General features: G+C 56.4%; 32 protein-coding genes, 2 tRNA genes and 1 pseudogene. 18 read left to right on the top strand and 17 right to left on the bottom strand.

Translation table 11 applies throughout. From position 1 onward, the window contains the following. Positions 1–267: 267 nt before the first annotated feature. Entirely contained in the window at positions 268–591 is a 324-nt protein-coding gene (locus ABSB80_RS10175) for a hypothetical protein (protein ID WP_428370507.1), read from the bottom strand. A gap of 504 nt (positions 592–1,095) precedes the next feature. Further along, positions 1,096–1,554: a phosphopantetheine adenylyltransferase gene (locus tag ABSB80_RS10170; protein WP_428370506.1), complete on the bottom strand. Its 459-nt coding sequence runs from the start codon at positions 1,552–1,554 to the stop codon at positions 1,096–1,098. 30 nt (positions 1,555–1,584) lie between these two features. On the opposite strand from ABSB80_RS10170, the gene ABSB80_RS10165 reads away from it, so the two are divergent. Genes ABSB80_RS10165 through ABSB80_RS10150 form a run of 4 tightly spaced genes read left to right on the top strand, consistent with a single transcriptional unit; the run spans position 1,585 to position 5,120 of the window. After that, positions 1,585–2,082: a gamma carbonic anhydrase family protein gene (locus ABSB80_RS10165; RefSeq protein WP_428370505.1), complete on the top strand. Its 498-nt coding sequence runs from the start codon at positions 1,585–1,587 to the stop codon at positions 2,080–2,082. After that, entirely contained in the window at positions 2,075–3,355 is a 1,281-nt protein-coding gene (locus ABSB80_RS10160) for an FAD-dependent oxidoreductase (RefSeq protein WP_428370504.1), read from the top strand. Before ABSB80_RS10165 ends, ABSB80_RS10160 begins: the two co-directional genes overlap by 8 nt. Then, complete coding sequence (gene mtnA, locus ABSB80_RS10155; RefSeq protein ID WP_428370503.1) at positions 3,352–4,395, top strand: S-methyl-5-thioribose-1-phosphate isomerase; 1,044 nt, start codon at positions 3,352–3,354, stop codon at positions 4,393–4,395. The genes ABSB80_RS10160 and mtnA overlap by 4 nt, the downstream gene beginning before the upstream one ends. Positions 4,396–4,418: 23 nt before the next feature. Beyond that, entirely contained in the window at positions 4,419–5,120 is a 702-nt protein-coding gene (locus ABSB80_RS10150) for a DUF116 domain-containing protein (protein WP_428370502.1), read from the top strand. On the opposite strand, the gene ABSB80_RS10145 is transcribed toward ABSB80_RS10150, so the two are convergent. From ABSB80_RS10145 to ABSB80_RS10135, 3 genes are all read right to left on the bottom strand, one after another. After that, the gene (locus tag ABSB80_RS10145) at positions 5,085–5,498 is read right to left on the bottom strand and encodes a bactofilin family protein (protein ID WP_428370501.1); all 414 of its coding nucleotides are present in this window, start codon (positions 5,496–5,498) and stop codon (positions 5,085–5,087) included. The genes ABSB80_RS10150 and ABSB80_RS10145 overlap by 36 nt on opposite strands. A gap of 56 nt (positions 5,499–5,554) precedes the next feature. Further along, the gene (locus ABSB80_RS10140) at positions 5,555–6,406 is read right to left on the bottom strand and encodes a geranylgeranylglycerol-phosphate geranylgeranyltransferase (RefSeq protein ID WP_428370500.1); all 852 of its coding nucleotides are present in this window, start codon (positions 6,404–6,406) and stop codon (positions 5,555–5,557) included. 78 nt (positions 6,407–6,484) lie between these two features. Next, a tRNA-Arg gene (locus ABSB80_RS10135) sits at positions 6,485–6,559 on the bottom strand. 61 nt (positions 6,560–6,620) lie between these two features. Here ABSB80_RS10135 and ABSB80_RS10130 point away from each other — a divergent pair. Continuing rightward, positions 6,621–7,739: a tRNA (guanine(10)-N(2))-dimethyltransferase gene (locus ABSB80_RS10130; protein ID WP_428370499.1), complete on the top strand. Its 1,119-nt coding sequence runs from the start codon at positions 6,621–6,623 to the stop codon at positions 7,737–7,739. A gap of 86 nt (positions 7,740–7,825) precedes the next feature. On the opposite strand, the gene ABSB80_RS10125 is transcribed toward ABSB80_RS10130, so the two are convergent. Continuing rightward, the gene (locus ABSB80_RS10125; RefSeq protein WP_428370498.1) at positions 7,826–8,938 is read right to left on the bottom strand and encodes an OBG GTPase family GTP-binding protein; all 1,113 of its coding nucleotides are present in this window, start codon (positions 8,936–8,938) and stop codon (positions 7,826–7,828) included. Positions 8,939–9,067: 129 nt separating this feature from the next. On the opposite strand from ABSB80_RS10125, the gene ABSB80_RS10120 reads away from it, so the two are divergent. Both ABSB80_RS10120 and ABSB80_RS10115 read left to right on the top strand, forming a co-directional pair. After that, positions 9,068–9,709, top strand: coding sequence for a methyltransferase family protein (locus ABSB80_RS10120; protein WP_428370497.1), 642 nt, complete (start codon positions 9,068–9,070; stop codon positions 9,707–9,709). A gap of 153 nt (positions 9,710–9,862) precedes the next feature. Then, positions 9,863–9,937, top strand: a tRNA-Glu gene (locus ABSB80_RS10115). 42 nt (positions 9,938–9,979) lie between these two features. On the opposite strand, the gene ABSB80_RS10110 is transcribed toward ABSB80_RS10115, so the two are convergent. Then, positions 9,980–10,321 (bottom strand): hypothetical protein, encoded by a 342-nt coding sequence (locus tag ABSB80_RS10110; RefSeq protein WP_428370496.1) that lies wholly within the window; start codon positions 10,319–10,321, stop codon positions 9,980–9,982. A gap of 82 nt (positions 10,322–10,403) precedes the next feature. Here ABSB80_RS10110 and ABSB80_RS10105 point away from each other — a divergent pair, with 82 nt between their 5' ends. From ABSB80_RS10105 to msrA, 3 genes are all read left to right on the top strand, one after another. Beyond that, positions 10,404–12,749, top strand: coding sequence for a PAS domain S-box protein (locus ABSB80_RS10105; RefSeq protein WP_428370495.1), 2,346 nt, complete (start codon positions 10,404–10,406; stop codon positions 12,747–12,749). Between the two features lie 138 nt (positions 12,750–12,887). Next, entirely contained in the window at positions 12,888–13,136 is a 249-nt protein-coding gene (locus ABSB80_RS10100) for a hypothetical protein (protein ID WP_428370494.1), read from the top strand. A gap of 20 nt (positions 13,137–13,156) precedes the next feature. Continuing rightward, positions 13,157–13,960, top strand: a complete 804-nt coding sequence (msrA, locus tag ABSB80_RS10095) for a peptide-methionine (S)-S-oxide reductase MsrA (RefSeq protein WP_428370493.1) — start codon at positions 13,157–13,159, stop codon at positions 13,958–13,960. A gap of 121 nt (positions 13,961–14,081) precedes the next feature. Here msrA and ABSB80_RS10090 read toward each other — a convergent pair whose 3' ends face one another. Further along, a complete protein-coding gene (locus ABSB80_RS10090) occupies positions 14,082–15,575 on the bottom strand; it encodes an MFS transporter (RefSeq protein ID WP_428370492.1) in 1,494 nt (497 codons plus the stop codon). A gap of 25 nt (positions 15,576–15,600) precedes the next feature. Here ABSB80_RS10090 and ABSB80_RS10085 point away from each other — a divergent pair, with 25 nt between their 5' ends. Then, the gene (locus ABSB80_RS10085) at positions 15,601–15,765 is read left to right on the top strand and encodes a hypothetical protein (protein ID WP_428370491.1); all 165 of its coding nucleotides are present in this window, start codon (positions 15,601–15,603) and stop codon (positions 15,763–15,765) included. A gap of 25 nt (positions 15,766–15,790) precedes the next feature. Here ABSB80_RS10085 and ABSB80_RS10080 read toward each other — a convergent pair whose 3' ends face one another. The 5 genes and pseudogenes from ABSB80_RS10080 to ABSB80_RS10060 all read right to left on the bottom strand — a co-directional run bounded on the left by ABSB80_RS10080 (position 15,791) and on the right by ABSB80_RS10060 (position 18,235). Beyond that, positions 15,791–16,744 (bottom strand): PKD domain-containing protein, encoded by a 954-nt coding sequence (locus ABSB80_RS10080; RefSeq protein WP_428370490.1) that lies wholly within the window; start codon positions 16,742–16,744, stop codon positions 15,791–15,793. Positions 16,745–16,774: 30 nt separating this feature from the next. Continuing rightward, positions 16,775–16,909, bottom strand: a pseudogene (locus ABSB80_RS10075) (PKD domain-containing protein); the annotation flags it as partial. Then, the gene (locus ABSB80_RS10070) at positions 16,845–17,198 is read right to left on the bottom strand and encodes a hypothetical protein (protein WP_428370489.1); all 354 of its coding nucleotides are present in this window, start codon (positions 17,196–17,198) and stop codon (positions 16,845–16,847) included. The pseudogene ABSB80_RS10075 and the gene ABSB80_RS10070, both read right to left, overlap by 65 nt. Positions 17,199–17,214: 16 nt before the next feature. Further along, positions 17,215–17,691, bottom strand: coding sequence for a hypothetical protein (locus tag ABSB80_RS10065; RefSeq protein ID WP_428370488.1), 477 nt, complete (start codon positions 17,689–17,691; stop codon positions 17,215–17,217). Between the two features lie 355 nt (positions 17,692–18,046). Next, positions 18,047–18,235 (bottom strand): hypothetical protein, encoded by a 189-nt coding sequence (locus ABSB80_RS10060; protein ID WP_428370487.1) that lies wholly within the window; start codon positions 18,233–18,235, stop codon positions 18,047–18,049. A 174-nt stretch (positions 18,236–18,409) separates the two neighbouring features. Between ABSB80_RS10060 and ABSB80_RS10055 the strand changes: the two genes are divergently transcribed. The 4 genes from ABSB80_RS10055 (at position 18,410) to ABSB80_RS10040 (ending at position 19,938) form a co-directional block, all read left to right on the top strand. Continuing rightward, positions 18,410–18,784, top strand: a complete 375-nt coding sequence (locus ABSB80_RS10055; RefSeq protein WP_428370486.1) for a hypothetical protein — start codon at positions 18,410–18,412, stop codon at positions 18,782–18,784. 131 nt (positions 18,785–18,915) lie between these two features. Beyond that, entirely contained in the window at positions 18,916–19,056 is a 141-nt protein-coding gene (locus ABSB80_RS10050) for a hypothetical protein (RefSeq protein ID WP_428370485.1), read from the top strand. Between the two features lie 18 nt (positions 19,057–19,074). After that, entirely contained in the window at positions 19,075–19,422 is a 348-nt protein-coding gene (locus ABSB80_RS10045; protein WP_428370484.1) for a hypothetical protein, read from the top strand. 30 nt (positions 19,423–19,452) lie between these two features. Beyond that, entirely contained in the window at positions 19,453–19,938 is a 486-nt protein-coding gene (locus ABSB80_RS10040) for a HEAT repeat domain-containing protein (RefSeq protein ID WP_428370483.1), read from the top strand. Here the strand turns inward: ABSB80_RS10040 and ABSB80_RS10035 are convergent. Further along, on the bottom strand, positions 19,898–20,284 hold the full coding sequence (locus ABSB80_RS10035) for a hypothetical protein (RefSeq protein WP_428370482.1): 387 nt from the start codon (positions 20,282–20,284) through the stop codon (positions 19,898–19,900). The two genes, ABSB80_RS10040 and ABSB80_RS10035, sit on opposite strands and share 41 nt — an antisense overlap. Here ABSB80_RS10035 and ABSB80_RS10030 point away from each other — a divergent pair. From ABSB80_RS10030 to ABSB80_RS10020, 3 genes are all read left to right on the top strand, one after another. Then, positions 20,283–20,450, top strand: coding sequence for a hypothetical protein (locus tag ABSB80_RS10030; RefSeq protein WP_428370481.1), 168 nt, complete (start codon positions 20,283–20,285; stop codon positions 20,448–20,450). The two genes, ABSB80_RS10035 and ABSB80_RS10030, sit on opposite strands and share 2 nt — an antisense overlap. A 98-nt stretch (positions 20,451–20,548) precedes the next feature. After that, positions 20,549–21,457 carry an ABC transporter ATP-binding protein gene (locus ABSB80_RS10025; RefSeq protein WP_428370480.1) on the top strand — a complete coding sequence of 303 codons (909 nt, stop codon included), beginning with the start codon at positions 20,549–20,551 and terminating at the stop codon, positions 21,455–21,457. A gap of 2 nt (positions 21,458–21,459) precedes the next feature. Continuing rightward, positions 21,460–22,245, top strand: coding sequence for an ABC transporter permease (locus ABSB80_RS10020; protein ID WP_428370479.1), 786 nt, complete (start codon positions 21,460–21,462; stop codon positions 22,243–22,245). Between the two features lie 68 nt (positions 22,246–22,313). Here ABSB80_RS10020 and ABSB80_RS10015 read toward each other — a convergent pair whose 3' ends face one another. The 3 genes from ABSB80_RS10015 to ABSB80_RS10005 all read right to left on the bottom strand — a co-directional run bounded on the left by ABSB80_RS10015 (position 22,314) and on the right by ABSB80_RS10005 (position 24,358). After that, on the bottom strand, positions 22,314–22,868 hold the full coding sequence (locus tag ABSB80_RS10015; protein WP_428370478.1) for a HemK2/MTQ2 family protein methyltransferase: 555 nt from the start codon (positions 22,866–22,868) through the stop codon (positions 22,314–22,316). A gap of 163 nt (positions 22,869–23,031) precedes the next feature. Further along, a complete protein-coding gene (locus ABSB80_RS10010; RefSeq protein WP_428370477.1) occupies positions 23,032–24,039 on the bottom strand; it encodes a hypothetical protein in 1,008 nt (335 codons plus the stop codon). Positions 24,040–24,166: 127 nt separating this feature from the next. Continuing rightward, positions 24,167–24,358 (bottom strand): hypothetical protein, encoded by a 192-nt coding sequence (locus tag ABSB80_RS10005; RefSeq protein ID WP_428370476.1) that lies wholly within the window; start codon positions 24,356–24,358, stop codon positions 24,167–24,169. Positions 24,359–24,432 lie beyond the last annotated feature (74 nt).

The following is a 24,432-nucleotide window of genomic DNA, read 5'->3' as shown; positions in this document are numbered from 1 at the left end:
TCATTTCGATAAAAATCTCTTTTTGTTAAAGATTAAGAAGGGTCAAGCGAATGTCGAGTAGAAAAATATCCGGATATGTAAATTTCGCAAAAAAATGATGGCCATAAGGATGGCCATACGCGCAAAACGCCTGCGGGTTTTGCGCTACCCAGTGAATTGTCCCGTATTTGAGGAACGGCGGAGTCTGGGGAGGCGCCCATAGTAGTGGGAAGATCCTGCCGTACCCTCTCCCGTTCGGCAGGGTCGAAGGCTTGGGCCGTAATCCCGTCACGGGCAGTGGCAGAGGCCATCATCCGGGACCGGCGCAGGGGTGACTGTGGGCGACCCCGCAGGCTCCATAGGACAGTTGCAGATAATAGCCGGCGGCGGGATAATCACATGAACCGTGCTGTCGTTCGCGACAACCAGGGTCCCCGCGGGACTGACTGAGGGGCGGACTGGTAGGGTGACCGGAGGTGTAAGCGGCGGCGGTATCACCGTTTGTGTGTGCTGCGGCACCGGAGTGCTCGTGCAGGCACTGGCCAGCAGGAAGATGATCACGAGGACGGCAAACAGCGAAGTGATAACAATGGTTTTTCGATTCATTGGCATATACAGGGTATTACCCGAATAGGACGATAATAATTGCTTTGACTACGAAATTATTCGCAGTCATCGTGTTTTGCATATAGAATGATCTGGTCCGTCAGGATGGCCATACGCGCAAAACGAGTCGAAGCCTGATGGCTTCTCCAATCAGTCCTCATTGTGCGACGAAGGAGCACGAGAAGAGAGCCATAAGGCTCTCTTCGCTGATGCGACGACTGATACCTGTCGGGTTTTGCGCTACCCAGTGAGTTATTTGTCTTTGAGGCTGAGTGGAGTCCGGGGAGCCACATGTTCAAAATAGGATAGAAGTTACTCCTGACGGATGAAGCGATACAGCAGCGAAGCAGTGATCAAAGTTGCGAAGACCTTCCTGCCCCGCCGCGCCTCGAAGTTCAAATGAACTTCTCGACTTCGTGGTTCTGACGAACCACTCATTCCTCGGAGAGGCCCTGAGGCGGGGAACCCTCCTCCAATATTTAGAAAGGTTTCGGAGGATATCCCCCTTTCCTACTTCAGCACATGCCCGTGAACGTCAATCTCGCCCCGGTAGATGCGGGTGCTCGAAATCCAGCGCCCGTCGTCTGCCAGCACGCAGCTGATCTGGTGGATGTCCACTTTCCTCCTCCCGTTCTCGCGCCGGTGCCGGTTGATCTCGACCGCGACCGGGAGGGTCTCCTCGGATACGACAATGGCATCGAAATCGGCATCGATGGCAGAACCGAACCGGTCGTTCAGGGGCTCGATCCTCCACGGGGCCGTAAACTTTTTTTCACCGATGAACTCTTCGAGCTCGGACCTCCGGATGGCAAACGGGCGGATGGGATGGATCTTGCTGCCCGCAAAAGAGTCCGTGGTCAGGCCGATGACCACTTGGCCGGAGGGCCCGGCGATCTCGAAGGACCGCCCGAGGAGGCGCTTGTGCCCGTCGTGCAGGGGGTCGAAGGTGCCCCCTACCATAACCTTCATACTCTTTGGTTCTTAATTTCCTATGTTATTATGCATATGGATGCGAAGGTCTCCGGAGTGCCGTTGTTCATGGCCGGCAACGCGACCGTAATCGGCGACGTCACGATCGGCAGCCAGGTCGGGATCTGGTTCGGGGCGGTCGTCCGGGCGGACAAGGACAGGATCGTGATAGGGGACCGTTCGAACATCCAGGACAACTGCGTGGTGCATACGAGCATTGGCCACCCGGTGCTGATGGGGAGCGACGTCTCGGTCGGCCACGGGGCGATCCTCCATGGCTGCACCATCGCCGACCGGGTGCTCGTCGGCATGGGCGCCATCGTCCTCAACGGCGCACGGGTCGGCAGCGGATCGGTGATCGGTGCCGGTGCGGTGGTAACGGAAGGTACGGATGTCCCGGAAGGGTCCGTGGTTGTCGGGGTACCGGGCAAGATCATCAAGAAGGCAAGCGAAGCCCATTTACAGCAGATCCTTGCCAATGCCGCTTCCTATATCGAACTCGCACAGGAGTATGCCCGGCATGGGTGACGTGGTCGTCATCGGAGCCGGCATTGCCGGGATTCAGGCAGCGCTCGATATCGCGGGCCACGGCATCCGCGTCCACCTCATCGAGCGGGAGCCCACCATCGGCGGGCACATGGCACAGCTGGACAAGACCTTCCCCACCAATGATTGTTCGATGTGCATCCTCTCGCCCAAGATGGTGGACGTGTCCCGCGACCCGCTCATCACCATCCACACCTGCACGGAAGTGGAGAAGATCGAAGGCGAAACAGGGCATTTCCGGGTCACGGCAAAGAAACACCCGCGCTATGTCGACGAGTCGTCCTGCACCGGCTGCGGCGACTGTATCGAGGTCTGCCCGGTGGAGGTCTACAACCGGTTCGATGCCGGAATTGGGGTGCGGAAGGCGATCTACAAGCCCCACCCGCAGGCCGTCCCCGACATCGTCATCCGGGACAAAGAGCACTGCATCGAGTGCGGGCTCTGCTATGACGTATGCGGCCCGGGCTCGATCCGGCACAAGGAGGACGAGAAGGAGATCGTCCTCGACGCGGCAAGTATCGTCTTCACGACCGGCTACACTGTTTTCGATGCCCGGGGCAAGCCCCAGCTCGGGCACCTCCTCCTGCCGGACGTCATCACGAGCCTCGAACTCGAGCGGATGATCAGTGCCGGGGGCCCCACGGGGGGGAAGCTGAAGAAGCTCTCCGATGGGCAGGCACCGAAGAGCGTGCTCTTCGTCCAGTGCGTAGGCTCGCGTGACATGACCGCCGCCCGCCCGTACTGTTCCTGCGTCTGCTGCATGCAGGCCATCAAGAACGCCATCCTGATCCGGGAGAAGCATGCGGATATTGACGTGACCATCTGCTACATGGACATCCGCTCCTATGGCAAAGGCTACGAGGAGTATTACGAGCGGGCAAAAGCGCTCGGGGTGAAGTTCCTCCGCGGCATGCCATCGGACATCCTTGCCGACCGGGACGGGATGGTGGTGCAGGTCGAGAACTCCGAGACCTCGGAACTGCTGGTCCTCCATCCCGGCCTCGTTGTCCTCTCGGTCGGGATTGGCCCTGCGGACGACATGGGCCGGCTCGCGGAGCGGTGCGGGATCGTCCTTGAGGACACAGGATTTGTCAGGCCGGTCCACGATGCGGTGGATACCGTCGCCACCCTGCGCCCGGGCATCTACGTTGCCGGTACTGCCGCAGCGCCCAAAGACATCCCCGACAGCGTCGCCTCCGGGGGTTCTGCAGCCATGCGGGCCTACATCGATGCAATCAGGATAAGGACGGTATGAACGATTCAGCCACGCTCTGGTGGGACACCCCCACTGGCTGCATCCGCTATGTCGAGCAGACGCTCCTCCCGGGCGAGTACCGGATCGTCGAGTGCAGGACCGTTGAACGGCTGGCGGAGGCGATCCGCAGGCTGGAGATCCGCGGGGCGCCCGCCCTCGGCGTCGCGGGAGGGTACGGCGTTGCCCTCGCGGCAGCCACCGCGAAGGATGGGACCTATAAGCGGTTCATGGAAGAGGTCGAAAGGGCAGCCGGGGTCCTCAGGGCTACCCGCCCGACCGCCATCAACCTCGGTTGGGGGATCGACCGGGTGCTCTCGGCAGTGTCCCGGGCGTCGGATACCGTCTCGGCAAAGGAGATCGCCCTCGCCGAAGCGGAAGCGATCGCCCGCGAGGACACCGCCTGCTGCCACGCCATCGGGGAGCACGGCGCCCGCCTCCTCCCGGACTCCTGCACGGTCCTCACCCACTGCAATGCCGGGGCACTTGCCTGTTCGTCGTGGGGAACGGCCCTCGGCGTGATCCGGTCCGCCGTGAACGCGGGAAAGGACGTGAAGGTCATCGCCTGCGAGACCCGCCCGCTCCTGCAGGGGGCCCGTCTCACCGCGTGGGAACTCGTGCGGGACGGGATCGACGTGACCGTGATCACGGATTCCACGGCTGCGTACCTGATGCGGGTGGGTGCAATCGATGCGGTCATCGTCGGGGCGGACCGGATCACCCGCGACGCGGTCTTCAACAAGATCGGCACCTACATGCACGCGGTTTGCGCCAAGTACCACGGCATCCCGTTCTATGTCGCGGCGCCCAGCTCCACGTTCGATCCGGAAAATATTGCCCGTGACGTCACTATCGAGCAGCGGGGCAGGGAAGAGCTCAGCGTGATGGGCAACCGCACCTTTATCCCGCCGGGCGCACAAGTGAAGAACTATGCCTTTGATGCCACCCCTATGGAGCTGGTATCGGCAGTGATCACCGAGCGGGGGGTCCTGTACCCGCCCATTGATCCCGGATCAGTGGCAGCCCCGAAGCAGAGACCATAACCTGCACCAGCAGGCCCACGCCAATGGATCTTGATTTCCTGACTTGGAACTCCCTGATGTTTGGCATCGGCGAGATGACCCTCATCATCGTGCTCGGAGCCTTGGCTGTCGCGTTCGTGCTCGTCGTCATCTCGATCTACTCCATCCGGAGAGGAAGGCTCTACTTCCCCCGGCTGATCAGGTCGGGGCTCGTCTTCCTCGAAGGCCTGATGAAGGCGTTCTTCCGGCTCCTCGGGCTTGAAGACCGCGAGATGCTCACCTTCCTGATCAAGCTCCACAACACGATGAACTCCGCGGAGTTCGAGCGCATCCCGGTCTCGGAGCGGGCGATCTTCATGCCGCAGTGCCTCCGTTCGTCCCGCTGCCCTGCCCACCTCACGCCGGAAGGGCTCAAGTGCCAGAGCTGCGGGCAGTGCGAGGTCAGCGATGCCCGGGTCCTTCTCGAAAAGATGGGTTACCGGATCTTCCTCGTCCCCGGGTCATCCTTCATCAAGCGGATGGTGAAGAAGTACCGTCCCAGGGCCATCCTCGGCATCGGGTGCCTTGCCGAGGTGAAGGAGGGCATCGACATGGCCGACAAGATGGGGCTCGTGGTCATGGGGGTGGTGACGCTGAGAGAGGGGTGCGTGGAAACGGTTGCCAACTGGGCGGATATCTACGACGTGGCAGTCCTCGGGATCGACCCCGCCTCAATTCCCGAGGACCTTCATATTCTTGCCGGTTAATTTCCCGCTCTTTATCCTGCCGTGGACGAAGATCGTCTCCGCGCTCATCACATCGCCAACGGTCACGCCCGGGCGGAGGATGACCTTCCCGCCTGCCTGGATGGAATGGACGACCGCGTGGTCCAGGACGGTGACGTCCCCGTGGGCGACCACCGGGCCCTTGACCCTGCACTGGCTGCCGATGATGGCGCTCCAGCAGGCAATATCGAGGGCTACGCTCGAGCGGGGGCCGAGCTCGAGGTTGCCGCTCACGCTCAGCCTCCCCCAGAAATGCGTGTGGGCGGGGACGATGAAGTCCCCGTCGATCCTGACATTCCCCTCAAAGTAAGAACCTTTTTGTGCAAAATAGGTGTTTCCCTTCTGGAGTATGGTAGGCATTGGTCTCTCAGGGTAACTGTGGTACAATCAGGGGGATAAACCTGTTGCTCGGTTATTTAAAGGGTCCCCTGCAGGAACACCGCCGAGAGGGTGAAGACGATCAGCGACGCGAACATCCCTGCCTTCAGGAACGCGGAAGCGCCCGAGGCCTTCACGCAGGCCGGGGTATCGCAGTTAAAGGACAGGTACACGGATCCGATAACGATTATATCGACGACGAGTATCCCGGCAAGGTACCATACCCCCCACCAGAAGGAGGGCACGACACTGGCAGCAACGGCAAGCAGGGCAAATACCAGCGCAATCCGTGCGGTCTTCCGGACACCGATTCTGATCGGGAGCGTGGATGCCCCGCCCGCAGCGTCGCCTTCCACGTCCTCCGCGTCCTTGAGGAGTTCGCGGGAGGTCATGGCAAGGAATGTCATGATGGCGATGGGGATCATGCGGACGAGCCCGGGGAGCCCGGCCAGTGCTCCGCCGAAGAGAAACATGCTGGCGGCAAGGTAGGCGACAGTGAGGTTCCCGGCCAGCGGGGTGCTCTTGAGACGGGCAGCGTACCCGGCGAGGAGGAGCGAGTTGAAGACCGCGATCCCGATACAGAGGGGTGTCGTGAAGAGGCTGACAGCAATGCCGGCAAGGAAAAGGAGAACGGCGAACCTGAGGGCTGCTCCCCGGGTCACGGTGCCTGAGGGGATAGGACGGTCCTGCCGGTTGACCATATCGATATCCACATCATAATAGTCGTTGATCACGTTACCGGCAGCCGTGATCAGGGCGACGATGACAAAGAGGAGGAGCGCCGCAGGGACGACCGTGCCTGTCGCGATCAGGTAGGCCACGATCGCCGCAAGACCCGCGACCAGCGAGTTTGCCGGGCGGCAGATCCGGAAAAAACCTGATGGGCTCATTGGGTACGGATCTGACCGGATAGGTATTAAACTGCGCGAAAATCCGGTACCGAAAAAACAGGCGACGGAAACAGGCGACGGGCGAGGGGGGATTTGAACCCCCGGCATTCAGCTTAGGAGGCTGACGCTATGTCCGGGCTAAGCCACTCGCCCTGCCCATATCCATTGAGGGGGAATATGTATAAGTTTTGCGCGCTGCAACATCTCTGGCACCATGGATCTCGCTGAGGTGACGGAGGGGAAGACGAAGTTCCTCGTCCCGGTACAGGACGACACGTCCCGGTTCCCCCCCGGTTCGGCCCCGATCTTTTTCAACCGCCGGATGGAGCTGAACCGGGACGCGACGGTCCTCCTCCTCCCGTTGCTGGAACCCTCGGACTACCTTGACGCGATGGGGGCTACCGGAGTCCGGGGCCTGCGGGTGGCACGCGAGTGCGGAATCCCCGTCACGATCAGCGAGCGGGACCCGTCCGCCATCGACTTGATCACCCTCAATGCCACCCGGGCAGGCCTGCCCGTTACGGTCATCCACCGGGACGCAAACGCCCTGCTCTCGGAGCAGTCGTTCGATGCGGTGGACCTCGACCCGTTTGGCACGCCGGCACCCTTCATCGACGCCGGGATACGGGGCACCCGCAGGTTCCTCTTCGTCACGGCAACGGATACTGCACCGTTGTGCGGGGCCCACCTGAAAGCAGGTATCCGCAGGTACGGTGCCCTGCCGATGAACACCGAGTACCACGGCGAAGTCGGGCTCCGCATCCTGCTCGGGTTTGTCGTCAGGGAGGCTGCCCGGTACGACCGTGGAGTGGAACCGCTCTTCTGCTATGCCCGGGAGCATTTCTTCCGGCTCCATCTCCGCCTCCTCCGGGGGACGAAAGCGGCGGATGCAGGCATACAGAACCTCGGGTTTGTCCACCAGTGCCGGAAGTGCCCGTACCGCGAGGAGGAGAGGTCCATGCTCCCCTCATCCCTGGCCTGTCCCCACTGCGGGGGAAACCTCCAGCCGATCGGCCCCCTCTGGCTCGGCAGTCTGCGGAACAAGGAAATCGTTGAAGCGATGATCGAGAGGGTTGGTGGTCTGGAGCTCGGGTCCGGAAAGGAACTGGCAAAACTGCTCGAACTCTGCCGGGAAGAACTGCCGGCTTCCAGCCACTATGACTACCACGTGCTGGTAAAACTGCTGGGCTGCTCTCCCCCGGATATCCTGACGGTCCTCGAGCGGATCCGGACGGAAGGCTATCCGGCAACCCGCACTCACTTCTCCGGTTATGGCATCAAAACGGAAGCCCCGCTTTCAATAATCTATGACGCTCTCCGCACACGTCAGTGATTTCCTGCCAGCCAGTCCGGTGGACATAGGAAGGGAAAATAGTTTTCCTGCCGGTTTTTAAAAAGGAACAAAAATCGCAACGAGACTTAATGCTCGACGATGATCGAGAGCAGGTCGCCGTCAATCAGCTTATGGGTCAGCCCGACCCGCTGCCCCGGGTGTTTGACCGACTTGCCCCAGATCCGGGCGTACCGGAACTTCTGGACGAACTCCCGGTGGAGCTTATTACAGACGTCTTCGACCGTGCTCTTTCTCCTGATGATCAGCGGTTCGTCGAGGTCGGCGTCTTCGCCGACAGGTTTGAGGTAGACCCGCATGAACCCGAGGCAGTCGTAGATGGCATCCTTGAGTTCCTCGGTGTGATAGCCGGCAGCGGCAGAGATCATGATCGGCGGGCTGCTGAACCGTTCGGCGATGTCGTGCTCGATCTCCAGGTAACGCTCCTTGTCCACGAGGTCGACTTTGTTGACCGCGATAAAAGCCGGCACATAAACGCGGTTTCCCTGAATTGCATCGATGAGGTCGTCCTGCGTGGCATTCCCCCGGATAAGGATGTCGGCGTTCATCATCTTGCTCTCGGCAAGGATGGAGCGCACTTCCTCGATCTCAAGGTCCAGCGTGCCGACCGCGTTGAGGCGGATACCCCCGTGTGAGGACTTCTTGATGGTGATATCCGGCTTCTGGACGTTGATCCTGATGCCGGCGTCGTGCAGTTCTTTGATGAGGACGTCGAAGTGCCGTTCGTTGAAGACGTCGACGAGGATGATGATGATGTCGGCACCACGGACGACTGCGATGACCTCCTTTCCCCGCCCCTTCCCCATCGCTGCGCCGGCGATGAGCCCGGGGATATCGAGGATCTGGATCTTTGCCCCCTTGTGTTCGAGCGCACCGGGCACGACCGTGAGGGTGGTAAACGCGTATGCGGCCACAGCGCTCGCTGTGCCGGTAAGCTTGTTGAGGAGGGTACTTTTACCCGTCGACGGGAACCCGACGAGGACTGCGGTTGCGTCGCCGGACTTCTTGACCTGGTAGCCTTCGCCGCCCCCGCCGGCTTTCATCGCGCGGTTGACCGCTTCGTCACGGAGCCGTGCGATCTTTGCCTTTATCCGCCCGATATGTTTGGAAGTAGCCTTGTTATACGGGGTCTTGGTCAGCTCGTCCTCGAGCTCTTTTATCTGTTCCTCAAGACTACTCATTCCTATATTAATCGCCGCATCTCCGAGATATAGTTGTTTGTACGACCGGCCGTGTCCTGCCGCATGGGTGCAGAGCCGGATAAAAAACTATACGTAGACCGGGTACAGAATTCTCCGGACAATTTACCTGTGCGCACGAGCGGAGCGAACCGGGATTACCGGGCAGACTGCCGGGGAACGGGAGGGAAGGACGGAGATTTGCAGGACTACCTGGTGGCTGAAGGGATCATCTGGGCAGCCTTCTGGCTGTACTGGCTGGTCGTCGCATTCCTGACCAGATCTGAAGTCGAGCGCCGGCAGCCGGTCTTCTCCCGGTTCTTCTTTCTCACGCTCGTGGTTATCATCCTCGGGACGCTCATTTCCGGACAGTTCGGGGACAGATTCCTGCTCGGGCAGTTTACTGACGGGAACCCCGTTGCCGTGGCGGCCGGCATCGCCATCACCCTTCTCGGCCTCGGGTTTGCAGTCTGGGCACGGGTACACCTTGGAAAGAACTGGAGCGGCAGTGTCACGATCAAAGTGGCCCATACCCTGGTCCGGACCGGGCCGTACCGTTATGTGAGGAACCCGATCTATACCGGGATTCTTGCCGGGTTCGCCGGGACGGTACTCGTCATAGGCAGGGGCTGGGCCATCTACGGTTTTCTCATCCTGCTCGCCGGTTTCCTGATAAAGATACGGGAAGAAGAGAAGGTGCTGCTGGCGAAGTTCGGCGAGGAGTACCTCCGGTATAAGAGGGAGGTGAAGGCGCTCATCCCGTTTGTGGTGTAAGAAGGGCCGCAAAAACTATCATTCGAAGATCCGCTATCAGGGATCTTCTCGTAATTTTTTACGTGGCGTCTCAATCGCCAGGCCTGATGGACTGGCCCGGTGTGCCACGTAAAAAACTATAAGTAAACTCATCTCCCATTTTAGTGAGCAACTGCTGCTATAGTGTAGTCCGGCCAATCATGCGAGCCTCTCACGCTCGCGACTGGGGTTCGAATCCCCATAGCAGCATCCCGTTCTCCGGTTAGAATCCCCTACAGGGAAATTTCACATTCATGGAAACATAAATATTAAAAGGAAGACAGCGCAGATGTGATTTCCGACAATACTGGGAAATACGAGAAAACCCTGAATTGAGGGAGTCAGGCGCTTATCATCCGGCATATAAACGGTTTTAAAAATCTGCTTTACACTATGCGCATGACGGGTATAAAGATCAACAAACCAGCCTGCACAATTCCTCAGGTCATTAATCCGGAGAATACTTTTCAGGCCGTTCATGTGGATATCCGGAAGTGGAACCAGATACCTGTTCCTGCTATCACCGGTATTGTCAGAAATGGATAAAAATCCGATAGGGAACCGCTTGCTGACTGTCTTGCAGTTATAGTTCATTTTCACTTATTATTTTCAGACGAAATATTTATTACCCGAAACAGGTATCCTTCATGAAACCGATGTCCTCGATCTGGTCCTTATGATATCAGTCCTCTATGTAGATGATGAGTCCGATCTCCTTGATACTGGCAAATCGTATCTTGAGCAGACACAAGAATTTGCAGTGGCCACCGCATCATCGGGTTCTGCTGCACTCGAGCTGATTAAATCCAATGGGATCCAGGCCATTGTTTCCGATTACCAGATGCCAGGTATGGATGGCATCGAGTTGTTAAAACAGGTCCGGGCGATGAATATCAATATCCCGTTCATCATGTTTACCGGTAAGGGCAGGGAGGAGATTGCTGTCAAAGCCTTTGAAAACGGTGCTGACTTTTATCTCCAGAAAGGGGGGGACACAGAATCGCTGTTTACCGAGCTTATGCACAAGATCAAGGCAGCAGTCGAACACCGCCGGGCTGATGCGCAGGTCACCACCGTCAACCGGCTCTATGCGGTGCTTTCCGCGACCAACAAGGCAATCGTCCATATCCATGATAGATCAGAACTGCTGGACGAGATCTGCCGGATTGTTGTCGCTGAAGGCGGCTTTACGATGGCATGGGCAGGACTCGTCAATAGTGAAAAACGTCTCATCGAACCTGTTGCGGCGTCCGGTCATGGTGAAAACTACCTTGATACGATCTCACTGTCGGTTGATGACTCACCTCATGGGCAAGATCCGACCGTAACTGCATTCCGGGAGAGAAGATTCCATATCTGTAATGATATTGAACGCGATCCGACGATGGCGCTGTGGCGCAAAGAGGCGCTCGGGCGAGGCTATCGTTCTCTTGCCGCGTTCCCCTTCGCGCTTGATACCGGAAATGCCGGGGTCATCACCTTCTATGCTTCTGAACCGGGATTTTTTAATGACCGGATCGTACGGCTTCTGGAAGAACAGTCCGGGGATATCTCGTTCGCTCTCGTGACGCTTGACCACGAAGGGCAACGGATAGCTGCCGAACATGAACTGGAAAGATCAGAACTCCAGTACCGCCGCCTGTTTGAAACGGCACAGGATGCGATCCTGATCCTTGACGGGGAGAGCGGAGAAATTATCGATGCAAATACATTCATTCTCGACATGCTGGGATACCCGCTGGAGTATTTCGTTGGCAGGCACCTCTGGGAACTTGGTTTTCTCAAAGACAGATCCTTCGCAATGGAAGCGTTTGCGAAACTGAAAACTGACGGGTATATCCGGTATGAAGATCTGCCCCTGGAAACCCAGCAGGGCAAGGCTATCAGTGTGGAGTTCGTCAGTAATGTCTACCTTGTGGGCGACAAGAGGATTATCCAGTGTAACATCAGGGATATCACTGACAGGAAGATGGCTCTTGATACCTTGCAGGTTTCCGAAACCAGGTACCGCCGCCTGTTTGAAACGGCACAGGACGGTATTCTGATCCTTAACGGTGATACCGGAGAAATTATCGATGCGAATACATTCATTCTCGACATGCTGGGATACCCGCTGGAGTATTTCGTTGGCAGGCACCTCTGGGAACTTGGTTTTCTCAAAGACAAATCCTTTGCAATGGAAGCGTTTGCGAAACTGAAAACTGACGGATATATCCGGTATGAAGATCTGCCCCTGGAAACCCAGCAGGGCAGGGCCATCCATGTAGAGTTCGTCAGCAACGTGTACCTTGTAGGCGATGAGAGGATTATCCAGTGCAACATCAGGAATGTCACCGAACGAAAACGTGCTGAAGATGCACTTGCCCTTGCCAGTAGGAAACTGAACCTGATGTCAGGTATTACTCGCCATGATATCATGAACCAGCTGATGGTGCTCTCCGGTTCCATCGATCTCGCACAGAAAACCGTGAAAGAACCGGAGAGAATTGTCCATATGAACCGGGCGAAGAAGGCGGCAAACACCATTCAGCGCCAGATCGAATTCACCAAGGAATATGAGGATCTCGGGAGCAAGGCCCCCGTGTGGCAGCGGTTATCCGTCGTTGTCCATTCCGCCGAATCACAGATGGCAGCTAATCCCATTACCGTTGAAATTCCCGATGACCGCCTTGAAATCTATGCTGACCCGCTCCTCGAAAAGGTCTTTTATAACCTGTTTGATAATACCCGGCAGTATGGGGGCGCAGTCACCTGTATAAGTATCTCGCATCATCCAGCCGGCAGCGGGCTCATAGTCACCGTTGCCGATAATGGGATCGGAATATCTCCTGAAGACAAACAGCACCTGTTCAAACGCGGTTTCGGGAAAAATACCGGGCTTGGCCTCTTCCTCTCCCGGGAGATCCTGTCAATTTCCGGCATTTCCATCAGCGAAACCGGTACCCCGGGCGAGGGTGCACAGTTTGAGATCGTGGTACCGGAAGGAGCATTCCGGTTTGAGGAAGAACCGGCTCCTTCATAAAAATCCGGCAGATCCACTTCATCTCCCGTTGTCATGGCATGAGGGCATCATACACCGGCGCCGCGTAATCCACGGGGGGATGGCCGAATTTTTCCTCTACGCAACGGAGAAGCCGGTGGAGGGTCTACGGTAGGCGATGTGCCCTCGATTCCTTCAGCCCCAGACCCAAGCAAACCGGTGAGCGCCGGGAATTCAACAAATGTGAGCGTCATGGTGGACGGCAGGCCGGTTGGCGATAGTGCCGGTCCTGACGTCTCCGGTGGCGTCGCCATGGTAAAGGACGAGCAGCTGTACCAGCTCGTGGCGGGGAAGGATTATGGTGAGCACACGCTGGAACTGGAGATCCCGCAGCCAGGCCTGCGGGCGTATACGTTCACGTTCGGGTGACGGGAGAAGAGAAGGATACTATGGACAGAAAACTGATGAAGGCAACATTTGCCGGTGGATGCTTCTGGTGCATGCAGCCGCCTTTCCAGCAGATCGAAGGCGTTACGGAAGTGGTGGCCGGGGACGCCGGCGGGACGAAGGAGAACCCGAGCTATGAGGAAGTCTCGTCAGGTATTACGGGACATCTCGAATCGGTGCAGGTAACTTACGATCCCGACAAGGTCCCGTATGAAAAGCTCCTCGACGTCTTCTGGACGCAGATCGATCCGACTGACGGGGAGGGCCAGTTCGCGGACAAGGGATCGCAGTACAGGACCGCCATATTTTACCACGATGACGAGCAGAAGCGGATCGCTGAGGCTTCAAAGAAAAAGATCAACGATTCCGGGAAATTCAAAAAACCCGTGGCAACGGAGATCCGGCCGTACACGAATTTTTACCCTGCCGAGGATTACCACCAGGACTATGCGAAGAAGAAGCCCCGGGAATACCAGGCGTACAAGACCTATTCCGGGCGCGAGGCCTTCATCGAGAAGATCTGGGGTGGAGAAAAACCGGGAGAAGGAAGAAAAGTGACCATCTACTCAACGCCGAGGTGCCATAACTGTCACGAGATCAAGGAGTTCCTCAGTTCCCGGGATGTTCCGTTCGAGGAGATCGATCTCGCATCCAACGACGAGGCAAGGACCATGATCATCGAGAAGACCGGGCATCTCAGCGCACCGATTGTCCGGATCGGCAATGAATTCATCTTCGGGTACGACAGGAAGAAGATGGAAAACTTGTTGAAACCGGGTGGATCGCCCTACAACGAGGGAGGGTAATGGGTACCCACTTTTCCTGGAGGATATTGATCGCCGGTCAGGACAGGAATGCAAATGAAGATTTTCCTGCACCGGCAGTCCGTACAGGAGATCGGGACAGGTAAATGGGATCTGTTCCCATTCAGATCATCCCTATCGCGGGCCCGTCTTCATCGGATCCGGTGCGATAATCCGGATGGACCTCTTCCCTGACGACAAGAGCCAGGACAAGGATGACAATCCCGAGCACGAACGAGAGCAGGAATGCGAGGTCGAAGCCGGCGGCAAGCACCTGCATCTTGATCTCCGCCGGGGAGGTCATCAGAACATTGTGGCCCGCGGCAATCGCGAGAATCCCCTGGATGAAGATCAGGTTGAATGCGGCTATCCCGAGGGTCAGGGGCGCAAACCGTTCGAGGCTGGTCAGGCTTGAGATCATCCCCTGCTTTGTCCTCGCAACCGAGTTCATGATCAGGTTCGAAGCAGGGGTTATCATCAGGCCGAGGCCAAAACCAATCAGCACGAGGCTTACGACCACGTATCCCGCCGGGGTACCGGTATGCAGCCGGGTCATCAGGAAGTAGCCGGCGGTCAGGAAGGCGCCGGCAGCGATACAGAGCACCCGGGGCCCCGCACGATTGTACAGCATCCCGGCAAGGATGCCGGCACCCATCATGGCAAAGGAGAGCGAGGTCATGATCAACCCGGCTGAAGACGTGTCATAGCTACGGACATATTTCAGGTAGAACGGCAGGAGGTAGTTGATTCCCGCAAAGCTGAAAAAGACCAGCGAGAGGAGGAGGTTGGTGAGAAGGAAATTCCGGTTCCTGAAGAGGCCGAGGTCGAGGAGCGGATCGGCCACCCGGAGTTCGTGCCAGACGAACCATGCCAGGGTGACGACCGCGACGATGGCGAGTGCGGCAATGGCCGGGGATGTCCAGCCAAGGGTCGCACCTTCCGATACCACGAAGAGGAGCGATGCGAGGCCTGCGAATACCAGCCCTGCACCGGCCCGGTCGAAACCGGTCAGTTTTTCCCGCCCGACTGCCTCGGGAATGACCTTTGACCCGAGCAGGACCGCGAAGATCCCGACCGGCACGTTGATGAAGAAGATCCAGTGCCACGAGAGATACTGGGTCAGGACACCGCCGATCGTCGGGCCAAGGGCAGTCCCGAGGGCCGCGAAGGTCATGACGATGCCCATCGCCTTTCCTTTCTGCTCCATAGGGATATAAGCAGTGATCATGGCGGGAGCGATGGCAGAGATCATCGCCCCGCCGACGGCCTGGAGGACCCGTGAACCGATGAGCGAGTAAAGCCCGCCGGCGATCTCCGGTAAAAGCCCGCAGGAAAAGGATCCGAGCGTGAAGATGACGAAACCCGAGAGGAATATTTTCCTGAACCCGACCATGTCGGCTACCTTCCCGAAAACCAGCACGCAGCCCGCCATCACCAGCAGGTAGGCCGTCGCCACCCAGCTCACGGCACTCGTGGAGACCTGAAACGCCTCGGAGATCGTCGGGAGGGCGATATTGACGATAGTGCCGTCAAGGCCCGACATGAACAGAGCAAGCGAGACGGAGAGGATCAGGAGGTTGAGACCAGACTCCGCATTCCTGTTACCCGGATTTCCCATTCATGGATATTGTGAACAATAGTACATGAGAGTTACGGATCGGCAACAGACGGTTAATGGAGACCCGGCAGGCAGTGTTCATCCCAAAGCCTTCTCCGGCAGTGAGCTCCTCCTCACGGCAGAGAAGACCCGGTGTGCTGTGCCCCCTGCCGGGAGCTTACGTACCTGTGTACCCGGCCTGAATGACTGATACCCCACCCCTCCCGGGTATCAGATTATTCAGGCTTTCCCCTGCACCGCCGGCCCGTGATCATCACCGATACCATCCCGGCGATCCCGAGTGCGATAAGCGGGAGATCGAGAGAGAGAGGAGATGGCGTGGAGGGCTCGCCTACGTTAATGTAACTCGTCAATACCGAGGGAATGCTCCCTTCCGCGTATTTCACCGTGAGCGTGACCGTGTACGTCCCCGGAATGGTGTAGGTATATGAGGGGTTCTGACTCGTGCTCGTGCCCCCGTCACCGAAGTCCCAAGCAAAGGATTCGGGTGATTCCGGAGCCGTTGCGGTGAACTGGACCACGAGCGGGGCAGCGCCCGAGATCGGTGTCCCCACAAAGGAGACCACGGGCAGGGTGGGCTGTGGTGTTGCAGTCACGACCGGTGCAAACGTTGCTGCTGCGACCGGGGCACTCACGGTAATCGTATCCTGCTGGACGGACGTACTGGTGCCCGCGGCATTCGCCGCGATCAGAGTTGCGACAAAACTGCCGGGATTTGTGTACGTGTGAGACGGGTTCTCCACGGTACCGGTCGTGCCGTCGCCGAAGTTCCATGTCCACGAGGTTGGTGCATTCGTTGAGGTGTCGGTGAACTGGACGTTGAACGGTGCAGTGCCGGATGTGGATGATTCCGTATAGGAGGCGACCGGTGCTACAGCCCCGACCACGATATATCCCGTCATGGTTGTTGCGTTGGTGCCAAGCGAGTTCGTTTCCGTCAGCGTCACGGAGTACGTCCCGTTGTTCTCGTAGGTATTGGTGGGGTTTTCCAGAGTGCTGGTACCGCCATCCCCGAAACTCCAGCTCCAGGATGCCGGGGACCCGGTCGACTCGTCCGTGAACGTTACCTCAAGGGGTGCTGCCCCGGAGGTCGGTGAGGCGGAAAAGATCGGTACCGGGATGGTCGTTGCTGCAGAACTCACCGTGATATAGCCCGTCTGCGTATCCATCGCGCTGCTCCCCGCTGAGTTGGAGGCTGTCAGGGAAACAGAATATACTCCCGGCGTGTTGTAGGTATACGAGGGGTTCTGGCTCGTGCTTGTGCCCCCGTCACCGAAAGTCCAGCTCCATGTTGTCGGGGAGTTGGTAGAGGTATCGGTGAACTGGACCGTCAGAGGCGCCGTGCCCGATACCGGAGTAGCGCTGAACCCTGCGACAGGGAGAATCGCGGCAGTCGTAGTTACGGGTCGCTATGGTGGTCGGTACCGTTGTCGCTATGGTGGTCGGTACCGTTGTCGCTATGGTGGTCGGTACCGTTGTCGCTATGGTGGTCGGTACCGTTGTCGCTATGGTGGTCGGTACCGTTGTTGTCGTGTTACTATCATCTGCCGCGACAGGAGAGGAGAGAAGGATAAGGAGAACGATTGTCGAACATAACAACAGGAAAAAAAAGGATCGGGACATGGGTCACCGTACCAGGTTATTGGCCGGATGCCGGTGTCGCCATGGCATGGGAACGGTTGCCCCGGTACCCGCCGGCAGGGAAGCCAAACGCGGCCATGAGCTGCTGCTGGGTGACGCCGAGCTGCTGTGCAGCAGCGGCGAGGTTCGGGCGCCCGCTCGTTGCGTTCACCGTGCTGTTTAAGGCATTCTGGAGATCCGATTCGGATACGCCCAGTTTACCGGCAGCTGCGGTGAGCAGGGTCTGATTCGTAAGCATACCCATCCCGTGGAACTGCTGGCTCCCACCGGTACTGCCAGAGTTTCCGGCGTAACCGCCGCTTTGGGATCCACCATTACCCGAGGGGGGGGTATTTCCCGCGCTGGAGGTCGTGTACTGCTGGCCGTTTGCCGGGGAACTTGAACCGCTGCCGGTGTCCTGCGTGCATCCCGCGGTAATGATCGCGGCAACGAATATGGCCGCTGCGAGAACTGCAATGATACTGCTCTTTTCCATGATTGTTACCTCATATTGGTCATATTGGCATCTTTTGAAGAGATTCGATGAGGGGGATAAACTCCCGCATCTTGTAAAGTTTATTTGACATTTTGTAATATAAACCTTATAGTTTATCAAATTTTGCTTACAGGAACGGGGATAGCCTGAGAAGGATGTTTCCGGCTCAATGATGCCTCAACGGTATAGCCGTTCCGGCAGCTCGGGAAGTTATTTCAGAGGTGAATATCTTTCGTAGTATCCATCGCAGCACCGTTCACCATCCCTCATTGATCGAAAAGAAGAGGGTGATGCTCGAAAAAATACCGGGAGAAGGCATAACCCGGTATATGAAAATAGTCTGGCTATGTCTGGATCAGACGGGCCGGAACCGTTTCACCACGATATCGTCGCCCTTTTTCGTGATCTCGACCTTGATCTTGGTGTCCTTGTAGCGTATCTCGTGGATCCCGAACTTCCGTGCACTGACGATCCGTTGCAGGGCGAGCATGTCCGTCCGCAACATCCTCTTGAAATCGTCCCCGTCATAGATGACTTTTCCCATGGTCTGCTCCTGCTTACGTACTATGAGTGAAAGTTGTCAGGAGCGCTTATCAATCTTGCGCGATGCCTGTTCTGGCCGTTCGGTACAAGCCGTATTACGAATATCCCTTAATTTTGGCGTTTTTTAGGGGAAGCATTAAATATCGTATCCCTGCATAACCCTATAGGAAGAGTTATGAGCAGGGAGAAGATCAAGGTCCCCGGAAAAGTATATGAAGAGTTAGTCGCTCTCCAGCGAGAGATCCATTTCACGCTCGATCACCAGGATACGGTCAAGAAGGCAGAGGACCGAGGGTACATGAACGCCGCCAACTGGATCCGGCAGAACGAGAAGGCCTATAAGGTAGGATTTTCGTGGGGTTTCGAGCCCATGGACGATGAACCGCAGGGCACCCTCCGCGATATCCCGGCACGGGAAGCTCCTCCGGTACGCCGGACGATCTCCCACGCACAGACCATGCAGCCGAGGACAGCGAAGAAGTCATCCGGTTCAGGGAGTTCCGGCGGAATTTTGGCCGGTTTCCGGGACTGGCTGGGCAGATATTTCTGATCTCCTTTTTTCCGGTACCGGGCTGCTTTCACCCACACCGGTAAGCTGATCGATAGTTGCCTGTTTTACCGATTCGTTCGTTTTTGCGGGAACCAAAACCATCATTCACTCAGACGAACAGAGAAGATGGTATGCCAACCTGTGCAGACTGCGTAAGTTATACTCCCACGTCAAAAGACCGGGGTGAGTGCCGCATCAATGGCGGGACCACGCCGGACCGTGAGAGCGAGCGGTGCCCTTCACGCACGTTTATTCCAAAGCCCGGATCATAATTGATCAGGAAAGTTACCATGCCACGGGAACTCGACGAACGCGATATCGCTATCCTGAAAAAACTCGCCCCGGAATGCGGCGACCTGACCTGCTCCGGCTCCGGCCACACATTCCATTCCATCCTTCCCCCGCTCTCAAATCATTTTTCAGAGGACAGCGAGGATTTCATCCGGAGGATCGGCAGGCTCAGTGATGAAGAGCTGACGTACATCACCGACATGATCCGGAAAGGCGAGGAGAGCATGGGTTGTCTCCCGGTGGAGGATGTGGAAGCCCTCGTGCACCTTGTCCATGACCGGCTCTCCCCGGAAGTAGCGAAGAACGTTATCTCTGCCTATGAATCCGGGTACGAGTGCGAACACTAACGGAGAAGAGGTCCCGGGACCCCGTTTTTCATGGACAATATTGCACCCTTCATCACCGAATTGCGTGCAGGTCCGGTAAAAAAACGCCAGACCGCAGCAATATTTCTGGGGAAGTCGGGCGACCTCGCCGCCATTCCCCCGCTGGCCGCTGCGGTTGCCGATCCTCACCCGTCCATCCGTTGTGAGGCCGCCCGGGCACTCGGGAGACTGGGAGATTCTTCCGGTGTCCCTGCCCTCATCAGTGCCCTTCAGGACACCGATCCGGAAGTTCGTGCAGCTGCCATCGCTGCACTCGGCCGGATCAAGGATCCGGCCGCTGTTACATCCCTGATCGGGTGCCTTCAGGACAGGGTGATGGAAGTCAGGATCGGGGCGGCGGTCGTGCTGGGGAAACTCGGGGACAGGCGGGGGATAGGACCGCTGAAAAGATGTGAGACCGATCCCTTCTCCGACGTGCGGGAAGCGGCGGGGGAAGCTATTCACCGCATTGAGCGGACTCGCAGGATACGGCGGTGACGGTGTATACGATCCCGTGAGAGACACCCCCACACTCTTTTATCCTTGCCAAGCGACACACTACCGATAACCAACAGCGAGGTTTACCGATGTTCAAGAACCGCTCCATTATGGACATGGTGATCTCTTTCTTTTCTCTTGTGCCGATGATCCTGTATACAATCGTGGCGATCCTGCTCACGATCATCGCCTCTTCTCTGTCTGGGACGCACTCCAGCTGATCGCCCAGATGATCCTGTCCCGGGATTTCGCGAACGGGCTTGTCAATGTCATTGACGCCCTCCTCCTCACCATCACGATCATCGTGCTGTTTGAGACAGTCACCGTCTATTTCAGGACCAAGCATGTCGAGGTACGGGCCCTGCCTCATCGCGGGGCTCACGGGCATAGTCCGCCATCTCCTCATCTATAATGTTGCGTCTGTCGACCCCATGGTGCTCTTCGGAACCGTTGCCCTGCTCGCCGTCCTCATCGCCGGCATCGTGCTCGTCAAGCCGGAGCCGCTGGGATAACATTTTTCCGGCATCCCCTTTTCTGAATTCTAGCCCGGTTACCCGGCATGAGGGTTTTTATGGACACCCGTCGCATCTCTGGTTGAAAGCGTGAAACCGTGCCCGACATCATCGAGGCCCTTGATCTGAAAAAGACCTACGGGAGCGTCATTGCAGTCGACGGCATCCGCTTCGCCGTGAAACGCGGGGAGATCTTCGGGTTCCTTGGCCCGAACGGGGCCGGGAAGACGACTACCATGAAGATGATCACCTGCGTATCGCCGCGGACTTCCGGAACTCTCCGGGTACTCGGCATCGACCCGGATACGTCCCCGGCGGCGATCAAGCAGCGGCTCGGTGTCGTCCCGCAGGAGACCAACCTTGACCCTGACTTCACCTGTTTTTTGAACCTGTTTTATTATTCCCGGTATTTCGATATCCCTGCCGAAGCAGCACAGAAGAAAGCCGATGAACTGCTGGAATTCGTCCAGCTGAAAGAGAAGCGGGACGTGTCCATCGAGAAGTTGTCCGGCGGGATGAAACGGCGGCTCATTCTCGCCCGGGCGCTCGTCAACAACCCCGACCTGCTCATCCTCGACGAACCCACTATCGGCCTCGACCCGCAGGCCCGCCACCTGATCTGGGAGAAGCTCAAAAACCTGCAGGCGCAGGGAAACACCATCGTCCTGACCACCCACTACCTCGACGAGGCTGCCCGCCTCTGCGACCGGCTGGTGATCATGGACAACGGGAAGATCCTGGTCGAAGGGGCGCCTGCAGACCTTGTCGAGCAGCACGTGGGCCACGAGATCGTCGAAGTGGAGAAGAGTTCCGATGTGATCGCGTGTCTCGCCGAGATGATGGTGCCGTATGAAGAGATCGGCGACACCCTGCAGATCGCGACCGGATCCTCCCGGGACGTGGCCCGCGCCCTGCTCGAGCGGTGCAGCCCGGAAAAAGTTACCACACGCCCCGCTACCCTTGAAGATGTATTCCTGAAACTGACCGGGAGGACACTCCGGGAGTAACCATGAAGTCCCTGTTCTCGTTTCCCCGGATCACCAGGCGTGCCTGGAAGGTCTGGTACCGGAACATGGTGGTCTTTGTCAGGACATGGCAGGTAAACTTCTTCCCGCCGCTCGTAGAGGCACTCCTCTACCTCTTCGCCATCGGCCTTGGAATCGGGTCCTACGTGCACGATATCAACGGCATCCCGTACGTGAACTTCATCGCACCGGCCATCCTTGCCATCGCTGTCATGAACTCTGCCTTCTTCGAGTGCACGTACGGCTCGTACGTGCGGATGTACTACCAGAAAAGTTTCGATGCCATGATCGCAACTCCGCTCTCGATCGAAGACGTCATCGCGGGCGAACTGCTCTGGGGAGCGACCCGAAGCGTCATCTACGTGGTCATCATGCTCCCCGTCCTCGCAGCATTCGGCGTGGTCTCGCTCCCGCTGGCACTCCTGGCGATCCCGTTCGGGTTCCTCGGCGGCCTGATGTTTGCCGGCATCGCGATGTGCTTTACCGCCGTCAGCCCGGGAATCGACACCCTGAACTACCCCTCGTTCCTCTTCATCACGCCGATGGCACTCTTCTCGGGCACCTTCTTCCCGCTCACGCTCATGCCCATCCTTCTCCAGTATATCGCCCTCGCCCTGCTCCCGCTCACCCATCTCGTCGCGATCATGCGGATGCTGACGCTGCCGGCACTGGCATGGACGATCCTGCTCGACTGCGCATGGATAGTTGTCGTAACAGCATTCTTCTGCATCCTCTCTATCAACCTGATGAGAAGAAGGCTGATTGTCTGATCACGAGCCGGCCCGCAGGGACGTTCCTGGTTCGGCTGCACCATGCCCGGGCCGGTACCGGAAGTACATCACTCCCGCCGGGTTAACCGCAGCACGTACAGTTCCTCGTCCTCGACGGTCTCCTCTGCCACGCGATCGGAGGAAAAACCGTGGCCGGCGAATAATTCCTCTACTTCAGCAGGCCCGGTGAGCGACGAAACCAGCAGCAGGACCCGCCCTTCCGGTGCGACGACCCGACCGACTTCTGCTGCGAACCGCTCGATCACCATGCGCCCGCTCTCCCCCCCATCGAGAGCATATTCGTGCCAGTCGTCGATCCGCTCTTCCGGCTGCGTGGGAAGGTAGGGTGGGTTGAAGATCACAAGATCGAACGTACCCCGGATCCCGGAAAAAAGGTCGCTTTGGACCACCTCGACATCGCGACCCCGGGCGCACATCACGGCATGCGGGTTGATATCGGTTGCCACCACCCCGGTCACGCGGGCGAGCTCCGCGGAGATAATGCCGGAACCGGTCCCGATTTCAAGTACCCGATCGCCGGACTTTACTTCAGCCCGGGCCGCCCTGAGCAGCAGGAAGGTATCGGCTTCCGGCTGGTACACCTGATCCGGGTCGTGGGACATGGATGAAAACGGTTGGGCGGGGCGGGTGAAAAGGAATTGCCTGCCCGGGATGGATAAACCTGCCGGCAGTTTATTTGCCGAAAACGGGCATTTTCAGTACTTCCGAAAGTAACTTTTTTATCGAATAATAAAAATGAGGTCTCTCCACAAAAAATCATTATTTCTACTTGACATGAACTTGTTCACGTATTGAAATAAATGCAACACACCCAAAAACAACAATCAATACTATCGGGATAAATAAAAATACAGGACCAGAATTATTTAAATATCTATCAAATAACGATAGTACCGAAAACATTATAATCAATAGGGCAAGCAAATTTGAATTTAAAGCCAATCTTTTTGAATTTCCAGAAATTCGAGCATTATACCGAGTGTTTATTTCATCCCAAAAAGCTTGTACCGCTAAAGTTGCATTCACAAACATTTTTTGTGAATACTTGTACTCTTCATCAGTAAAGGCTTTTGGATACAGTTCTAGCAAGTTGTTACCATAGATGAAACATCCTTTTGCCTGTCTTAAAAGCCCTGTTGAATTAATAAGATATTCATCTTCATTAGATTGGTCTTGTGATTTTATTATAAAATCACAAATGTAATTATTATACTCAACAATTTTTTCTTGATAGTATTGGATAATATTTCGAACTGCCGTATATTTATCATCTTGATCGGATCGATCAGTTTCCGCCAAGAATGAGGGAAGTGTTAAGCTATCCGGAACTTCATCATTATTTCCATCATTTACATGATGAGTATGTTTGTGGTATAAATCCCGAACAGCATAAAATGTCTCCTTCATAAGAAATATTTTCTGTTTATTAAAATCATTCTCATCTTGATATTCATAGTCATCACTAGGAATTTCATTAATCCCAAGTCTAACAATACCTTTTTTCTCTACTTCATAAACGCCAACTGTTCCTAAATAAATATAAGACGGAGTCCCTGTGTAAAAAGCAATAATTTCGCATGGGCATTTCATCTCTTGATCAGCAAATAAAAAGACAAATAACCAAGGAGATGCGTCTTGTCCATTCTCTTTTTTCTTATCATTTACGATGACAATTTTAGCTAAATGCCTTGGATATTTATGGATATAGTCTAATCTCTCTTTAGCAATTCTGCTTTCAAATTTACCTATATTATTAATAATTCCCGGTTCCAAAATCGTTTTAAGAGGATTTAGAAGGAATATGTCCCCAGTTAAATTTGGCACCCACCCTATACACTTAATGTCCTACACCTCGCTTCAGCTATCATTTAATGTCAATTTCAAAATATTTAGATTTTAATTACTTGATTTCCATCAAGATAATTTTTTTTCCTAATGATGTTGGTTTTGCAGTTGATGTCAATCGAATTTTCCCATTTCGCAATTCAACATCCGTTCCCATTTTGGCAAAACCAATACTAGCTAACCTATGCAAAGCAGCTTCATCTATCTTTTGTACAGATTCGCCTTTCCGGTACTTTTCAAGTACCAAAATATCTCCAGATACTGCTGAGCAAGGTGTCATATGAAATTATCACAAACACCCTATTATACATTAGATAAGAA

The sequence above is a fragment of the Methanoregula sp. genome (assembly GCF_050010295.1).
Classification (GTDB): Archaea; Halobacteriota; Methanomicrobia; order Methanomicrobiales; family Methanospirillaceae; genus Methanoregula.
The sequence above is the reverse complement of the archived record's forward strand: the minus strand, read 5'-3'. Positions and strand labels throughout refer to the sequence as shown.

Coding starts and splice junctions, on each gene's coding strand:
- ABSB80_RS10175 (WP_428370507.1), bottom strand. CDS start 591: ATGCCAATGAATCGAAAAACCATTGTTATCACTTCGCTGTTTGCCGTC.
- ABSB80_RS10170 (WP_428370506.1), bottom strand. CDS start 1,554: ATGAAGGTTATGGTAGGGGGCACCTTCGACCCCCTGCACGACGGGCAC.
- ABSB80_RS10165 (WP_428370505.1), top strand. CDS start 1,585: ATGCATATGGATGCGAAGGTCTCCGGAGTGCCGTTGTTCATGGCCGGC.
- ABSB80_RS10160 (WP_428370504.1), top strand. CDS start 2,075: ATGGGTGACGTGGTCGTCATCGGAGCCGGCATTGCCGGGATTCAGGCA.
- mtnA (WP_428370503.1), top strand. CDS start 3,352: ATGAACGATTCAGCCACGCTCTGGTGGGACACCCCCACTGGCTGCATC.
- ABSB80_RS10150 (WP_428370502.1), top strand. CDS start 4,419: ATGGATCTTGATTTCCTGACTTGGAACTCCCTGATGTTTGGCATCGGC.
- ABSB80_RS10145 (WP_428370501.1), bottom strand. CDS start 5,498: ATGCCTACCATACTCCAGAAGGGAAACACCTATTTTGCACAAAAAGGT.
- ABSB80_RS10140 (WP_428370500.1), bottom strand. CDS start 6,406: ATGAGCCCATCAGGTTTTTTCCGGATCTGCCGCCCGGCAAACTCGCTG.
- ABSB80_RS10130 (WP_428370499.1), top strand. CDS start 6,621: ATGGATCTCGCTGAGGTGACGGAGGGGAAGACGAAGTTCCTCGTCCCG.
- ABSB80_RS10125 (WP_428370498.1), bottom strand. CDS start 8,938: ATGAGTAGTCTTGAGGAACAGATAAAAGAGCTCGAGGACGAGCTGACC.
- ABSB80_RS10110 (WP_428370496.1), bottom strand. CDS start 10,321: ATGAACTATAACTGCAAGACAGTCAGCAAGCGGTTCCCTATCGGATTT.
- ABSB80_RS10105 (WP_428370495.1), top strand. CDS start 10,404: ATGATATCAGTCCTCTATGTAGATGATGAGTCCGATCTCCTTGATACT.
- msrA (WP_428370493.1), top strand. CDS start 13,157: ATGGACAGAAAACTGATGAAGGCAACATTTGCCGGTGGATGCTTCTGG.
- ABSB80_RS10090 (WP_428370492.1), bottom strand. CDS start 15,575: ATGGGAAATCCGGGTAACAGGAATGCGGAGTCTGGTCTCAACCTCCTG.
- ABSB80_RS10085 (WP_428370491.1), top strand. CDS start 15,601: ATGAGAGTTACGGATCGGCAACAGACGGTTAATGGAGACCCGGCAGGC.
- ABSB80_RS10080 (WP_428370490.1), bottom strand. CDS start 16,744: ATGGATACGCAGACGGGCTATATCACGGTGAGTTCTGCAGCAACGACC.
- ABSB80_RS10070 (WP_428370489.1), bottom strand. CDS start 17,198: ATGTCCCGATCCTTTTTTTTCCTGTTGTTATGTTCGACAATCGTTCTC.
- ABSB80_RS10065 (WP_428370488.1), bottom strand. CDS start 17,691: ATGGAAAAGAGCAGTATCATTGCAGTTCTCGCAGCGGCCATATTCGTT.
- ABSB80_RS10060 (WP_428370487.1), bottom strand. CDS start 18,235: ATGGGAAAAGTCATCTATGACGGGGACGATTTCAAGAGGATGTTGCGG.
- ABSB80_RS10055 (WP_428370486.1), top strand. CDS start 18,410: ATGAGCAGGGAGAAGATCAAGGTCCCCGGAAAAGTATATGAAGAGTTA.
- ABSB80_RS10050 (WP_428370485.1), top strand. CDS start 18,916: ATGCCAACCTGTGCAGACTGCGTAAGTTATACTCCCACGTCAAAAGAC.
- ABSB80_RS10045 (WP_428370484.1), top strand. CDS start 19,075: ATGCCACGGGAACTCGACGAACGCGATATCGCTATCCTGAAAAAACTC.
- ABSB80_RS10040 (WP_428370483.1), top strand. CDS start 19,453: ATGGACAATATTGCACCCTTCATCACCGAATTGCGTGCAGGTCCGGTA.
- ABSB80_RS10030 (WP_428370481.1), top strand. CDS start 20,283: ATGTCGAGGTACGGGCCCTGCCTCATCGCGGGGCTCACGGGCATAGTC.
- ABSB80_RS10035 (WP_428370482.1), bottom strand. CDS start 20,284: ATGCTTGGTCCTGAAATAGACGGTGACTGTCTCAAACAGCACGATGAT.
- ABSB80_RS10020 (WP_428370479.1), top strand. CDS start 21,460: ATGAAGTCCCTGTTCTCGTTTCCCCGGATCACCAGGCGTGCCTGGAAG.
- ABSB80_RS10015 (WP_428370478.1), bottom strand. CDS start 22,868: ATGTCCCACGACCCGGATCAGGTGTACCAGCCGGAAGCCGATACCTTC.